Here is a 14,629-nt window from a genome sequence, read left to right on the forward strand (position 1 = left end):
GAAAACCCTTACCGGCCGACGCCGTTGATCACCGGCCGGGTGATCATGCCTTTCTCGACACCCCACATGGTGGCGATGGTGCGGTATTCACCGGTGCTCATCACGTGCTCCAGCGCCAGCCGCAACGACTCGGCCAAACCGGACCCCCTGGCCACCGGCCAGCCGTACGGTGCGGAGTCGAACACCTCACCGGCCGGCTCCAATACCGGGCCACTGAGCTTGATCGCGAACCCGGTGACCGGTGAATCGGCGGCCATCGCGTCGACCTCGCCGGCGATCAGCGCAGCCGTCACCTCGTCCTGATGGGTGCGCACCACCTTCTCCACCGGCGGCAACCCGGCTGCCACACAGGCATCCGATTTGGCCGGGATCCCCGCGGTGTCCTGAATCGTGCTGTACGCCACGCCCACTCGCAGTCCGCACGGTGAGCCGGGATCGGCCACCGTGCCGGCCCGTCGCGCCCACAGCGTGCCCGCCTCGAAATAGGTGACGAAGTCGGCCAGCTGCTCGCGTTCGGCGGTGTCGGTGATCGAGGACATCCCGACGTTGAAGTTGCCGTCGGCCACGGAGGGCAAGATGCCCTCGAACCCGGTCTCGCGGAAGTCGGGCACCAGCCCCATGGTGCGGGTCACGGCTTTCATCAGATCAATGTCGAACCCGACGATCTCGCCACTGGAATTCCTGAACTCGTTGGGCGCGTAGGGCACATTCACCCCGATCACCAGTCGCCCGGAGTCGCGGATCCCGGACGGCACGGTCTTCGCGATCTCCTCCACCGCACCCGTCGGCGCCTGCACCGGACCCGAGCCCGCCGAACCGACGGCATTGGCGACACGGTCTGAACCATCGCCGCGCAGCTGCCACACTCCCACCGCGCCCAGCGCCGCCACGAGCACGGTTGCGCCCACGATCGCGGCCACCTTCTTCGGCACCCGCGCCCTGGTCTGAACGCGTCGCGCCGAATGACGCCCCGAACGTCCGCTGCTGCGCACCGGGACCGCCAAGGCAGCCCGCGCCGCCGCGGCGAGCGCACCGGCACTCTGATACCGCTTGGACGGCTTCTTGGCCATGCCCTTGGCGATCACCTCGTCGAAGGGCGCCAGCCGTGGGTCCTTGTCGGAGGCCCGCGGCGCCGGAGACACCATGTGCCCGGCGATCTGCTGCTCGAGGCTGTCGGACGGATACGGCCGTTCCCCGGTGAGGCATTCGTAGAGCACGCACGCCAAGGCGTAGATGTCGGACCGCGGATCCACCTTGCCGGCGTCGAACCGCTCTGGCGCCATGTAGGCCAACGTGCCCAGCGTGCTGCCCGCGGTCGTCATACCCGTATCTCCCGCGGTGCGGGCCAGGCCGAAATCGATCAGGTACACGAAGTCGTTGTCGGCGATCAGGATGTTCGACGGTTTGACGTCGCGGTGGATCAACCCAGCCGCGTGCGCCCCGTCGAGCGCCTCGGCCACCTGCTCGATCATGCCGACCACGAACGCCGGGTCCAACGGCCTGCCGGTCTTGGTGAGCATGGCGCCGAGATTGCGTCCCTCGATCAGCCGCATGTCCAGATAGAGGCGACCGTCGATCTCGCCGTAGCCGTGAATGGGCACCACATGCGGGTTGCTCACGCCTGCCGCAGCGTGCGACTCCCGGCGGAACCGCTCCTGGAAGGTGGCGTCCTGCGCCAGGTGCTCCGGCAGCACCTTGAGCGCGACAATGCGGTCGGTGTCGGAATCGTAGGCCTGGTAAACCTCACCCATCCCGCCCCGACCGATCAGCTTCTGCAGCTGATAGTGCCCGAATGGGGTCGAATCCACCGTTCAACTCCTCCGGAGCGGCCAATTCGGCGTCGGCATGTCGCTCGAAGTTACATCACGTTTGCCGCATCCGTTGGTCCAGATCACATCGGGCCGGCAAAAATTGTCGCCCGCGGTGACGAATGTGACCGATGTGAATTCGTAACGGTCCAGATCGCCACCAAATGCCGATATCGGGGCCCCATTCTTCTACTTTGGTCGCGGGCTTTGGTAGCGAGTCTTGGTAACGGGCCGGAGAGGAGGAACATGCGCGTTGACGGACGGGAGATCACCGTCACCGGCAGCCTCCTGCAACCACCGACCCGACGCACCAACGACATCCTGCGCCTGACGCTGGCCGCGATCTTCCTGGCCACCGTCATCACCAGCTCGCTGATCACCCGCTATGAGTGGGTGTCACTGGAACGCTCCATCTCCGAGATCGTCGGCGTACTGACCCCGACCCAGTCCAACCTGGTGTACCTGGCCTACGGCATCGCGATCCTGGCCCTGCCGTTCGTGATCCTGGTCAGCCTGGTGCTGGCGCGACAATGGAAACTGTTGGGCGCCTACGCGGCAGCCGCGTTGATCACGATGCTGTCGCTGTCGATCACCGCCGGCGGCATCGCCGCGCCGAAGTGGCATTTCGATCTGTCGGACCGGCTCAGTTCTCAGCTCTCGCAGTTCCTCGACGACCCGCGCTGGATCGGCATGCTCGCCGCAGTACTCACCGTCTCCGGACCGTGGCTGTCCCGGCGGTTGCGCCGCTGGTGGTGGACGCTGCTGCTGGCGTTCGTGCCCATTCACCTGGTGGTCAGCGCCGTGGTGCCGGCCCGCTCCCTGCTGGGCCTGACCGCGGGCTGGTTCGTCGGCGCCCTCGTGGTGTGGCTCGTCGGCACCCCCGCCCTGGAAGTCCCGCTCGACGGCGCCGTCCGCTCGCTGGGCCGACGCGGTTTCGTCGTCACCGCGTTCACCGTGGAGCGCCCGGCAGGCGCCGGCCCGCTGACGCTGACCGCACAGTCACCGGATCCCGACTCCAGCGCCGTCGTCGAGCTCTACGGCCCCAACCAACAGAGCGGCGGCGCGGTGCGGCAGGTGTGGCGCAAACTGCGGCTGCGCTCCAATGAGACCGCGCCCCTGCAGACCTCTATGCGCCGCGCCGTCGAACATCGGGCCTTGATGGCCATCGCGATCGGCGACCTCGGCCTGGCGAGTACCTCGACCATGTCGGTGGCGGCGCTGGACCGCGGCTGGACCCTGTACGCGCACAATCGCAAACGCGGCATCCCGCTGGACCAGAGCACCGGCGAAACCTCCGTCGGGCGGGTGTGGAACGCGCTGCGCACCCTGCACGACCACCAGATCTCCCACGGCGACCTGCGCAGCAAGGAGATCACCGTCGACGACGGCGCCGTACTGTTCGCCGGGTTCGGCAACGCCGAATATGGCGCCACCGACGCCCAGTTGCAGTCCGACATCGCCCAGCTGCTCGTCACCACCGCGGCGCTCTACGACCCGCAGTCCGCGGTCACCGCGGCCATCGAGGCATTCGGGCGGGAGACCGTGCTCACCGCGTCACGCCGGCTGACCAAGTCCGCGGTCCCGTCCCGGGTGCGTGACGCCGTGCCCGACGCCAAAGCCGTGATGACCGCCGCGCGCGACGAGGTGAAACGCCAGACCGGCGCCGACCAGATCCAGGCCGAGACCATCACCCGGTTCACCCGCACCCAGGTGATCCAGCTGGTGCTGCTGGTGGCCCTGGTGTACGTGGCCTATCCGTTCATCAGCACCGTGCCGACGTTCTTCTCCGAGCTGCGCACCGTCGACTGGTCGTGGGCACTGCTCGGGTTGACGGTCTCGGCGCTGACGTACGTGGGTGCGGCGGCCGCGCTGTGGGCGTGTGCCGACGGGCTGGTGAGTTTCCGCAATCTCTCGATCATGCAGGTGGCCAACACGTTTGCCGCCACCACCACGCCCGCAGGCGTCGGCGGCCTGGCCTTGAGCACCCGGTTTTTGCAGAAGGGTGGGCTGAGCACCGCGCGCGCCACCGCGGCAGTGGCGTTGCAACAGTCGGTCCAGGTGATCGTCCATGTGATTCTGCTGATCCTGTTCAGCACCCTGGCCGGAGCGTCGGCCGACCTGTCGCACTTCGTGCCCAGCGCCACCATCCTGTACCTGATCGCCGGGCTCGCCCTCGGGCTCGTCGGGGCGTTTTTGGCCGTACCCAAACTACGGCGCTGGCTGTCGTCGTCGTTGCGTCCCAAACTCGAAGAGGTCGGCGACGACCTGGTCAAACTGGCCCGCGAACCGCAGCGGCTGGCGCTGATCGTATTGGGCGCCGCCGGAACCACCCTCGGTGCGGCCCTGGCACTGTGGGCCAGCGTCGAGGCGTTCGGCGGAACCACCTCGTTCATCACCGTCACGGTCGTCACCATGGTCGGCGGCACGCTGGCCTCCGCCGCGCCCACCCCCGGCGGTGTGGGCGCGGTCGAAGCCGCCCTGATCGGTGGTCTGGCCGCGTTCGGTGTGCCGGCCGCGATCGGCGTCCCCGCGGTACTGCTCTACCGGGTGCTGACCTGCTGGCTGCCGGTGTTCATCGGCTGGCCGGTGATGCGCTGGCTGACCAAGAACGAGATGATCTGAGCTTCGGGCTGCGCGTCGGCGTGTCTGTCCGGCGTGTCGCGGGCGGCGGGCGGGTATCGACTTGCCCGCCTATGCGCGACTTTTCAGCGACAATCGCCACATACATATCGTGAGCATCGTTGGCCACAGGCCGGATGTGCACTTGAGTCACTTTGGTGCGTAACAGCCTCGTAGGAAACAGAATTCGGGGTGTCCAGCTGTCAGCGACAGTGTCGCTGACAGGCGGGCACTGGACAGATGGGACTGATGAGGCCTACGGCGCTGGATTGGCGAAAGCGCTCAGCGACAATGGGTTTGAGGAGACAGGAGCTACTGGTGTTGCGATTGTCGCTGAAAAGTCGCTGACAGGCGGGCACATCGACCATTGGCCCAGAAGTACGGGGTGATGTCCTTGTCCCGGTATGACGCCCGCGGATGGGTCCGCTCCATATGGTCTGCCTTCAAGCTGGCTCCGCCAGCTGGCATTCCCCGAGGCGAACATGAGCGGACACGCGAACATTGCGAAGCGCCTGTCAGCGAAGTCCGGTCGGTCAGACGAATCCGTGCACCCCGCCGCGGCCGGACAGTGCAATGATGATTTGTCATGGACAGCGACGATCTCACCGAGCTGATCCGCCACGCCGACTCCGCACTAAGCGGTGTCGGCAAACTCCGTGCCGACGTCGCCGAGCGGTTTCGCGCGAGCACCGACGAGGTGGTGACGCACACCCTGCAGTCGGCGCCGGTGCAACAGCTGCGTCCGTATCTGCCGCGCGGCGCCCGGCTGGGCGGTCTGACCAACTCCGATTACCGCACCGTCGCCGACATTCACACCGTGCCGGCCCGGCTGCTGACCCAGGTTCCCGGTGTCGACATCGAGGCCGCACAGACAGCGCAGGCCGCGGCACAGGCCATGGCCGACCACGTCCGTACCACCACGCGACCGAGGCTGCGCCCCGGGGAAGACACCAAGCTACTGTCCTCGCTGCTGACCCTCGTCGCCGCCGATGTGCCCGTCAAACAGCTGCGCCGGCTGATGCCGCGGCTACGCAGCCCCACCCCCTCAGATCAATTGCGGGAGTCGGTGCGCGTGCTGCTGGACCGCATCGACGAGGCCCACCATCACGACGGCGACGTGTGGGCACACTACCGCGCCGATCCACGCCCCATCGACCAGCTGCTCGCCGAATTCGCGTCCGGTACAACCGATGTGGACGCCGCGCAGGGCTTCGTGAACACCGAGGTGGTCACGCTGGTCGAGCGGACCGCATTGAACCGTACCCTGCTGCGTACCGAACTGCGCGGGTACCAGGAGTTCGGCGCCCGCTACGCGCTCGCCCGCGAGCGGGTGCTGCTGTGTGACGACCTCGGGCTCGGCAAAACCCTGCAGGCACTGGCGGTCGCGGCACACCTGACCGCAACCGCACAGCTACGCCACACCCTGGTGGTGTGCCAGCCCAACACCGGAGTCCATTGGGCCACAGAGACAGCCAAGCACACCGCACTGCGGACGATCGAAATTCGCGGCAGCGAACGCGATACGCGGCTTGAGAACTGGAAGGCCACCGGCGGCGTGGCCATCGTCTCCTACGACACCCTGCAGCGCATCAAGCTGCCCGAACGTCCCGGCCTGGTCATCGTCGACGAGGCACACCTGCTGCGTGACCCGAAATCCGACCGGGCCCGCGCGGTCCGCAACGTACTGAGCGCCGACAACCGCGTGCTGTTCCTGTCCGGCGTGCCAATGCACCAGCGGATCGGCGGTTTTCGTCATCTCGCCGACTTCCTGCAGCCCGATGTGGCGGGAAAGGTGGCGCCCAATGCGGGCGAACGCGGATCGATCGCCTTCCGCCGCGCAGTGGACCGGGTATACCTACGACGGGACTACCGCGACGTGGTCGACGAACTGCCGGCGCGGATCTCCACCGAGGAATGGGTGCGGCCCAGCCGCGCCGATCGCGAGCGCTACCGACAGGCCGTCTCGAGCGGAAACTTCAGCGCGATCCGGCAGGGTGCCTGGCCGTCCGGCTCACCGACACCGGCTGCCAAGCTGGACCGGCTCATCGAACTGACCAACGAGGCCCACATCAACGGCGCCAGGGTGGTGGTGTTCTCACACTTTCCAGCGGTACTGGATGTCATTCGGAAAGCATTGCCGGGCAATATCTTCGGCCCGGCAGACGCATCGGTACCCGATCGGCAGGCCGTCGTCGACGCGTTCGCGACCGACCGCGGTCCAGCCACCCTGTTGGCCGATATCGGTGTCGGCGCCCTGGACCTGCGCCGGCTGAATGCCCCGGTGGTCTTCATCATCGCCGAACCCCAGTGGCAGCCACGCGCGGAGCGACGGATCGTCGGGCGCACCCAACGGCTCAGCGAACTGCACACCGTGCGGGTGTACCGGCTGTTGGCCAGGGCCACCGTCGACGAGCCGATCCGTCGCCTGGCACAACACCCCGACCAGGCTCCCCCACATCAGGATGAGGTGGTGCGGGCCGAGCAGGCCCGGCTGGCCAGGGCCGGGCTGACGGCCAAATTCAGTGGAAGCGGTTGATGATCGGGATGCGCTCGATGATCCGATCCCGCAGCCGCGGCTGAGGGTAGGTCACCGGCGGGGGAACATACGGCGGCGGCGTGTACACCGGCGCCGGTGCGGGCGGAACGTAGGCGGGCGCAGGTTCGGGTGCCGGTGCCGGCGGAGCCGCCGGAGCCGGCGGGACCTGAGCGGGCGGCTGCTGGGCCGGCGGATCGGCCGCCTCGACCGCCTGAGCCGGTGGCGGCGCCGCCGGGGCCGGTGGAGGAGCGGCCGGGGCCGGCTTGACGGCGGGCTTGCCGGCCGGCCTGTCTGCCGGTTTCTGCACCGGCTTCGGCGCCGGGCCGGCTTCGGGCGCCGATTCTTGAATGGAGGCGACCTGTGCCGTTTCGGACACCGCTCCCGGATGCAGGTGCAGGCCGATCGCGGCCGAGGTCGCCACGACGAGCGTCACCAACGCGCCGCCGACCACCGAAGACAACGCGCCGACCTTGGTCCAGTGCACCCGCTTGGCCGGTGTGTCAACGGTATTCACCGCGAGCGCCGCCGCCAGCCCGGCACCGCGCGCGAACGCCAGGTCGGATTCGGCCGCGGTGATCACCGAGGCCGGGATGGACTCGGCCAGCTCGGTCACGATCGGACCGTGGGCGTCGGAGCCCAGAATGAACATCGCGCTGATCGGACGGCCGGTGAGCGACAGCAATCCGGTGATGTCGGCGACGACGGTCTCGGACCGCTCGATACGGTCGGCGCTGACGTCGTCAGGGGTCACGATCGCCACGACGGCGGCATCGGGTTCGACGATGCACACCGCGATGTCGTCGTGCTCGGTGATCTCGGCGATACCACTGGCCAGCATGCCGGCCGCCTCGATCTCCGAGACCGCGAAGACGTTTCCGTAGCCGCGGTTGTCGAGGGACTGCATGATGCGGCCGGCCAACGGCGCCGCATCATTGGTCCACGTCACGCCGACGGCGTGGATTCGGTGTCCGGCGTCGAGCTCGGTGTCGTCCACCAAGCCCCGCAGCAGCCCGTCGGGGTCGTACTCGGCAGCATCCTCGAACGAGATTGCGCCGCGATCGAACGGGTGCCCCTCGCCCGTCGTTCCTTCGACGAGCACCCAGCGAACGGCCCTCGAAGTCATCGCGAGGCCGAGCACGAGATCCATAACCGATCCCCCGATCTGCCTAGTCAGTCGTTGATCAGGTTACCGGTGTGACCGCGCTTACACGTGGGGGCGGCGATCTCCGCGCAAACTCTTACGCCTGCCATAGCCGCCGCACTCATCGGGCGCACCCCATAAGCTCGCTGCATATGAGGTACCTCGCGGCCGTCCTGGCCACCACGTCCGTGCTCGCCGGGTGCGCCGTCGCGGGCCGGCCGACCATGGCCCCGGCAACCGACGAATGGCGCCACGCCATCACCGAAGCGGTCGCCGGGCTCGGCACGCAGATGGGGCCGATCGCCAACGCGATGGTGACCTCGAATCACCAGACCGACTTCGGCGCGCTGCACAGCGCCTGCAATGACCTGCGCAACTACGTCGACTCGGTCCGGAACAAGGTCCTTCCCGGGCCCGACACCGAGGTCAACGACTCCCTCGGGCAGGGCCTCGACGGCTACCGCAGCATGGCCGACCAGTGCGTGGTGTTGACCCCGGAAAACAGCGAGGCCCGGTTGGGCAAGATGAGCGCCACCATGGACGAGGCCCATCTACACATCATGGATGCGCTCAAGCTGCTCGAGGTCAGGATGCCGAAGCGCTGACGCCCGCGGGCAGTCCCGAGACGTGATGGAGACCTCAGCCAGTTAATTAGGTTTTCGTAGCGATTGTGTTCAAGAATTGTTTACCGTGTCGTTACAGTTCCTCCTGCTGTGCATTGTCGTTTTCACCGCCTTGATGTTCGATTTCACCAACGGCTTTCACGACACCGGCAACGCGATGGCGACCTCGATCGCCAGCGGAGCACTCAAACCACGCACCGCGGTGGCGCTGTCGGCACTGCTGAACCTCGTCGGCGCATTTCTGTCCACCGCCGTGGCCGCGACGATTGCCAAGGGCCTCGTCGACGCCGATCTGGTCACCCTGGAACTCGTGTTCGCCGGGCTCGTCGGCAGCATCGTGTGGAACCTGCTCACCTGGCTGATGGGTATCCCGTCCAGCTCGTCACATGCCCTGATCGGCGGCATCGTCGGCGCGATGATCGCCGCTGTCGGAGGCCACGGCGTGATCTGGCACGGAGTCGTCTCGACCGTCATCGTGCCCGCGGTGTTGTCACCGCTGATCGCCGGTGTGGTGGCCTGCATCGCCAGCTGGCTGGTGTACCGGTTGATCCGCGGCCTGCCACACGACCGCACGATCGCCGCCTTCCGTTATGGACAGATCGGCTCGGCATCCCTGATCTCACTGGCGCACGGCACGAATGACGCGCAGAAAACAATGGGCATCATCTTTCTGGCCCTGATTTCCTACGGCGCCGTGGACGCGTCGGCGACCATGCCGCCGTTCTGGGTGATCGCCGCCTGTGCCGTTGCCATCGCCCTGGGCACGCTCTCGGGTGGCTGGCGGGTCATCCGCACGCTGGGCAAGGGACTCGTCGACACCGAGGCGCCCCAGGGCATGGCCGCCGAAGTCTCCTCGGCGGCAACCATTCTGCTGTCCAGCCACTTCGGCTACTCACTGTCCACCACACACGTCGCGACCGGGTCCATCCTCGGCAGCGGCGTGGGCCGTCGCACCGAGGTGCGCTGGGGCGTGGCCCGCAACATGGCCACCGCCTGGCTGATCACCCTGCCCGCCGCGGGCCTCGTCGGCGCCCTCACCTACGTTCTCGTGCACGGCATCGGCGGCTTCGCCGGACCATTGGCCGGGTTCGTCGCCCTGATCGCCTCCGTGGTGCCCATCTGGCTCAAGTCGCGTAAACCGCCGATCGACCACAACAACGTCAACGACGCGTGGCAAGGCAGCCTCACCGCGGTCGAAAGCAAGTAGGGACGGGGCGTCACATGAACAACTGGATCAATCTCGTGGCCGTCGGCAAGATCTTGCTCTTCGGCCTGGCGGTGGGCGCATCGGTACCGACCTTGTTCGCGATCGGCGTGCGCCTGCACATCGCGGGCGGTGCCGCCGACGGCGCCTCAGACGCCGGCCATCGCCGTCTGCTGACGGGCCTCAGCTGGGTGATGTTCACTCTGGTGCTGGTGGTCGTGGTCACCGGCGTGCTGTTCATCGCCAACAACTTCATCGGCCATCACACCGGCGTCTACCTGTTCGGCGACAGCGCCCACTGACCGACAGCGCCGACTCACGCCAGCGGCGCGATGGGCACCGCAGTGGATGTCGTCGGCGACGGCGGGCTTTGAGCGGGAGCCGGCCCGGGAAGGTTTGGCGGCACCGGACCCATGTGCTGTGCCGGCTGGGCAGGCTGGACCCGCGACGGCTGCGACGGCCCGGCGCCTGCCAGCGTGGCCGGCGGAGCGGGCTGTGTCGCCTGGCGCGCCCAGTCGTCCTGAAGCTTGCTCGCCGCAAAGGCCGCGCCCTGGTTCACCAGCCCGGCTTCGGCGTACTGGGTGTGGATACCGAAGCTTCTGCCTTGCGGATCGCACACCAGGTCGTTGTCGACACAGAGGTCGATCGCCTTGGTCGTGTAACTCGGGCCGACGATCACCGACGGATTGTTGAGCACCCTCATGAATCGCTGCGACGGCTTCCCGAACAATGCCACGGCCGAGACATGGTCAGCTAAATCCGGCGGCATCGGCGCGGGCACGCTGTCCGGTGAAATTCCATCGGGCACAACACTCGCAGTTACGAAGCCGATCACCGCCGCACCCTGAGAGAAACCGCCGAGCACCATCTTCGTGTCGGGACAATTGGCAGCGGTGGTCATGATGCGAGCCCGTGCATCAGCGATTCCCTGTACCGCAGTAGGAAAGTCGGTAGTCGCCGGGTAGTCGACGGGATAAACCTCGACCGATTTCGGAGCGACGTTGGCGCGCAATGAATCAATGAACGCCGCGCCGGTATCACCGACGCCGGGCGCTTCCATCGTGCCGCGGGCGAATATCACCTCGGCATCCGGACACGGTGCCGCAGTGGCGGTCGGCATCGCCATGTTGCTCAGCACGGAAGCCGCCCCCGCCATGACGGCAACTAAACCGGCACTTCCGAATTTCCCCACGAATTCACTGTGACATAGCGCAGCATTGAGCGCGCCCCGAGTAAGCGGAGGCATAAAGGTCCCTCAATAACCAAAGAGAACTCTTAAGAAAGGAATTCAGAAATGATGGGTCGGGGTCGGGGGGTGTCGTCGCGCCGTGCGCGAAGGCACGGCATTTCACGCAGATGGGCAGCGATGTTGCTGACCGGCGGCGTCGTCGCGACATCTGCAGGGGTCACGGTCAACACGCCGACGGCCACCTATAGCGCCGATGTTCAACTGACCGGCACGACGATCGGCGTCGGGCCGTCATTCGACGCATTCGGATTGACCGTTCCGATGTTGTTCTACGGAAGCATCATCCCGGAGGGCGAATCATTCCACACTCTCCCGTACCCGGCACAGATCAACCTCAATTATCCGATCATCTCGGAAATGCCGGTATTGTCCGACCTTCCCTATTGGCCGCAGACACTCAAACGGTCCGAGTCCGTCGGCGCCGGCTACCTGCTGCAGGACATCGCCGCAATGCCGGACGGCGAAAAAATAACCATCATCGGCGTATCGCAAGGCAACCAGGTCGCCGAGATCGCACGGGCCGCAATGGCCCGGGACCCGAATTACGTTGCCAACGCCGAGAACTACGAATTCGTCTTCGTCGGCAATCCGTATCAACCCGACGGTGGCATTCTGATCCGGCTGGCGTCGTTGCACACTCTCCCGATGCTGGGCGACGTCTTCCCATTCGGCCGCCCGGGGCCATCCGACAGCCCTTTCAAGACAACCTATTACCAGAACCAGTACGACGGCATCGCCGACTTCCCGACATATTTCAACGTGCTCTCCCTGGTGAACTCCTTTGCCGGACAAGCGTTCGGGCATGCCATTCCCGGCTATGCGCTGGAGTACCCCGACGAACCCAACGCCGTCGTCACCCAGGTGGGCAACACCACCTACGTGATGCTGCCGCAATACCTTCCGCTGTTGGCACCGCTACGGATCCCGGCCACCTTGATCGGCGCGGAGCGCTTCGTCGACGCCATCGACCCGGTGCTGCGGGTATTCGTCGAGATGGGTTATGACCGGACCGCAGATCCCAGCCACGCCAGGGAATTCAGCTGGGCGCCCCCGTCGGGGAAGCTGCGGGAAGCCCTGAACGAATTGCCCGGGGCGTTCGAGCAGTCGATCGCAATCCTCGGCGGCCAAACATATGTTCCGACCCTGCCCCAGCCCGTGGTCTCGGACACCGAACCAGAAACTCCGGTCACCGAACGTCCGGTGCATCCGGTGGGCACCTCGCCGTTCGAGCAGGGAATGCGCCACGCGGTCGAAAACGTCGCAGCGGCCTTGTCGGACGCCACCCGGCCCTTCGCCAAAGTGCTGCAGGCCATCGGCGGAAGGACCTCAACTCCGAAGACCGCTGAACCGCCCGTTGCCGATACCTCACCGAAGTCCCGGCACAGCACGAGGGCGCCGCAGCAATCGGACTCTGCCCGCGGCGATTCGGCGCCGCGGTTGAAGGCGGTACCACAGGTGAGGGCAGGGCACCGGGATTCGGTTCGCTCGACCGTTCGTTCGTCGATCCGCTCGGCTGTCGGTTCAGCCAAGCAGGATGCGAAGCAAAGCGCCAAGCAGCGCGCAAAGCGGGGAGCGAAGTCGGCGCAGAGCAAGCACGACCGGCCCGCGAAGCGCCGCAGCGCCAAGGCAGGTTAAGGCTGGGGCGGGCGTTGCGGACGACGCTGAATCCGCAGCGCCTGCGTCGGCACCTGAAGATCGGTGGTCGGCGGTGCGGCCAGCACCGTCGTCGAATCCTCCTTCAGGCGAACGATTCTCGGGACCGACGCGGCACGGGGTTGCCGAGCGATGGTGGGCGGCGCCGGATCGTCGACGGCGAACCTGGACGGCACGACCTCCGTCGGCGGTTCGGGCGCCGGTTTGGCCGCGCGACTTTCGCATCGCAGCAGGTAGCCGGCGAATGGCCCGGTGAACACCATCACCGCCAGCACGAGCAAGCTCAGCACGCACACGGCGACATCGAAGGTGCTGGTGATCTGCTGGGCCAGGTTGTTGCCGTAGATCGCCGCGGGCGCAGGGCCGGCGTAGCGCGGCGCCAGGGCCACACCGATGGCCACGTTCGCCGCCGTGAAGACGAACAGCACCGCGCTGAACGCCGCGGCGACGGTGGTCGAGGTGATCCCCTTGTCGAGCTGGCGATGCAGCCACCGCGCCACCAATGCGGTGATCAGGTTGAACACCGTCATCGCCACGGTGTCGTACAACGCCCGCGGCAGGTCGAGCGACCACGCGATCAGAAAGTCCACGATGCGCAACGCCGCCGCCGCGAACGCCCAGAAGGCGATGAGCGTCAAGCACTTCTGTGCGGCCCCGCGGTAGGCGCCGATGGTCGGCGGCTTGATCAGAAACACGGCGTACAGCGTCGTCGGCGCGACGATGGCAGCGGCGGCTGCCCAGGCGAGGTAACCCTCGTAGCCCACGGCCGCCGTCGAAGTGTTCTGGGCGATGCCGTGAAAGGCATCGATGTCGCGGCCGATCCCGGCAAGCCACACCAGCGCGGCCGCGATCGCGCCCGAAACACCGATGGCCGTGGTGGCCAGCCGCGCCGCTCCGGTGCGCTCGGTCAGCCAGCGTGAGGCGATGACCAAGGCGATCATCGCCTCCGCACCGTAGAGCAGGGTGGTGACGATGACGGCGATATCGTGACCACCGAACTCGACCTGGGTGACGAACAGGTACCGCAGCCGCCAGTAGAGGTTGAAGGCCACCGACAGCGTCGCCAACGCGATCGAGATGAAACCGATCACCCGGGCAATCGTGTACCAGCGGCGAAACTTGTTGTCCTCGACTGTGATCGACGTGATGGGCGGTTGCCCGGCCAGCAGTGCGCCGGCAACACCGAGCAGCATGCCCGGCCCCACCCCCGGCGGGACGGCACCGGTTCCGCCGCCGCTCACCGTCTGCGCCACGTGGTAGCCGACAAAGCAGATCACCACGACGAGGTAGGCAGCGCTGAGCGCAAGCCGCACGCGGCTGGTGCGGCGCACGTCGGCGGTCGCGGCCGCCAGCCGGAACGGACCGGCGTGCGGCGCGAGCGCGGCACCGACGGCAAGCAGCGTCACCACCGCCAGCGCGGCGAACGTCGACCCGGCACTGCCGGGGACTCCGAGGCCGAATTCCAGGTTCCACGGCAGCAACATCGCCGCCACCAGCAACGCCACGGCGAGCCCGTCCCGCACCCGGTTGGTCCGGGTCGGCAGGTAACCGACCCGCGGGGGACGCTCCACGACTCGCGCGGCCATCGTCGCCACCTCGACTGTGGCGGACGCGTCGTAACGCTCGTCGCTCACGTACCGATTCCTCTCTATGAGTGACAACGCAGCGGGACTCAACCAGCGTGCTCACTTTTGCTCCGACGCACAAGCAGCGCTGGCAGCCGCATCGCTCGCCCCCCAGGGCCCGTCGCTGGTGTGCGGTAGCTTGGATTTGTCCGTCGGGGCTCGTACAACACC

General features: G+C 66.9%; 10 protein-coding genes. 6 read left to right on the forward strand and 4 right to left on the reverse strand.

Annotated features, from left to right (window positions below):
* Window positions 1-8: 8 nt before the first annotated feature.
* Window positions 9-1,808 carry a serine/threonine protein kinase StpK7 gene (stpK7, locus tag BKG60_RS28230; RefSeq protein ID WP_070946765.1) on the reverse strand — a complete coding sequence of 600 codons (1,800 nt, stop codon included), beginning with the start codon at window positions 1,806-1,808 and terminating at the stop codon, window positions 9-11.
* A gap of 246 nt (window positions 1,809-2,054) precedes the next feature.
* Here stpK7 and BKG60_RS28235 point away from each other — a divergent pair, with 246 nt between their 5' ends.
* Window positions 2,055-4,430, forward strand: a complete 2,376-nt coding sequence (locus BKG60_RS28235; protein WP_070946766.1) for a lysylphosphatidylglycerol synthase transmembrane domain-containing protein — start codon at window positions 2,055-2,057, stop codon at window positions 4,428-4,430.
* 583 nt (window positions 4,431-5,013) lie between these two features.
* Window positions 5,014-6,963 (forward strand): SNF2-related protein, encoded by a 1,950-nt coding sequence (locus BKG60_RS28240; protein ID WP_070946767.1) that lies wholly within the window; start codon window positions 5,014-5,016, stop codon window positions 6,961-6,963.
* Here BKG60_RS28240 and BKG60_RS28245 read toward each other — a convergent pair.
* Complete coding sequence (locus tag BKG60_RS28245; RefSeq protein ID WP_070186283.1) at window positions 6,947-8,110, reverse strand: DUF7159 family protein; 1,164 nt, start codon at window positions 8,108-8,110, stop codon at window positions 6,947-6,949. The genes BKG60_RS28240 and BKG60_RS28245 overlap by 17 nt on opposite strands.
* A 146-nt stretch (window positions 8,111-8,256) precedes the next feature.
* On the opposite strand from BKG60_RS28245, the gene BKG60_RS28250 reads away from it, so the two are divergent.
* The 3 genes from BKG60_RS28250 to BKG60_RS28260 all read left to right on the forward strand — a co-directional run bounded on the left by BKG60_RS28250 (window position 8,257) and on the right by BKG60_RS28260 (window position 10,233).
* Window positions 8,257-8,709, forward strand: coding sequence for a hypothetical protein (locus tag BKG60_RS28250; RefSeq protein WP_070186282.1), 453 nt, complete (start codon window positions 8,257-8,259; stop codon window positions 8,707-8,709).
* Window positions 8,710-8,794: 85 nt separating this feature from the next.
* On the forward strand, window positions 8,795-9,934 hold the full coding sequence (locus BKG60_RS28255; protein ID WP_070946768.1) for an inorganic phosphate transporter: 1,140 nt from the start codon (window positions 8,795-8,797) through the stop codon (window positions 9,932-9,934).
* Window positions 9,935-9,948: 14 nt separating this feature from the next.
* Window positions 9,949-10,233 (forward strand): hypothetical protein, encoded by a 285-nt coding sequence (locus BKG60_RS28260; RefSeq protein WP_070946769.1) that lies wholly within the window; start codon window positions 9,949-9,951, stop codon window positions 10,231-10,233.
* A gap of 14 nt (window positions 10,234-10,247) precedes the next feature.
* On the opposite strand, the gene BKG60_RS28265 is transcribed toward BKG60_RS28260, so the two are convergent.
* The gene (locus tag BKG60_RS28265; RefSeq protein WP_070186279.1) at window positions 10,248-11,087 is read right to left on the reverse strand and encodes a cutinase family protein; all 840 of its coding nucleotides are present in this window, start codon (window positions 11,085-11,087) and stop codon (window positions 10,248-10,250) included.
* 210 nt (window positions 11,088-11,297) lie between these two features.
* Between BKG60_RS28265 and BKG60_RS28270 the strand changes: the two genes are divergently transcribed.
* Complete coding sequence (locus tag BKG60_RS28270) at window positions 11,298-12,815, forward strand: PE-PPE domain-containing protein (protein ID WP_070946770.1); 1,518 nt, start codon at window positions 11,298-11,300, stop codon at window positions 12,813-12,815.
* Here BKG60_RS28270 and BKG60_RS28275 read toward each other — a convergent pair.
* Entirely contained in the window at window positions 12,812-14,467 is a 1,656-nt protein-coding gene (locus BKG60_RS28275; protein ID WP_070946771.1) for a DUF7937 domain-containing protein, read from the reverse strand. The two genes, BKG60_RS28270 and BKG60_RS28275, sit on opposite strands and share 4 nt — an antisense overlap.
* Window positions 14,468-14,629 lie beyond the last annotated feature (162 nt).

Source organism: Mycobacterium syngnathidarum (genome assembly GCF_001942625.1).
GTDB classification, from domain to species: Bacteria; Actinomycetota; Actinomycetes; order Mycobacteriales; family Mycobacteriaceae; genus Mycobacterium; species Mycobacterium syngnathidarum.

Excerpts from the sequence above, each read along its gene's own strand:
- BKG60_RS28250 (WP_070186282.1), top strand. The coding sequence starts at position 8,257 with ATGAGGTACCTCGCGGCCGTCCTGGCCACCACGTCCGTGCTCGCCGGG.
- BKG60_RS28265 (WP_070186279.1), bottom strand. The coding sequence starts at position 11,087 with ATGGCGGGGGCGGCTTCCGTGCTGAGCAACATGGCGATGCCGACCGCC.
- BKG60_RS28240 (WP_070946767.1), top strand. The coding sequence starts at position 5,014 with ATGGACAGCGACGATCTCACCGAGCTGATCCGCCACGCCGACTCCGCA.
- BKG60_RS28260 (WP_070946769.1), top strand. The coding sequence starts at position 9,949 with ATGAACAACTGGATCAATCTCGTGGCCGTCGGCAAGATCTTGCTCTTC.
- BKG60_RS28235 (WP_070946766.1), top strand. The coding sequence starts at position 2,055 with ATGCGCGTTGACGGACGGGAGATCACCGTCACCGGCAGCCTCCTGCAA.
- BKG60_RS28270 (WP_070946770.1), top strand. The coding sequence starts at position 11,298 with ATGTTGCTGACCGGCGGCGTCGTCGCGACATCTGCAGGGGTCACGGTC.
- BKG60_RS28245 (WP_070186283.1), bottom strand. The coding sequence starts at position 8,110 with ATGGATCTCGTGCTCGGCCTCGCGATGACTTCGAGGGCCGTTCGCTGG.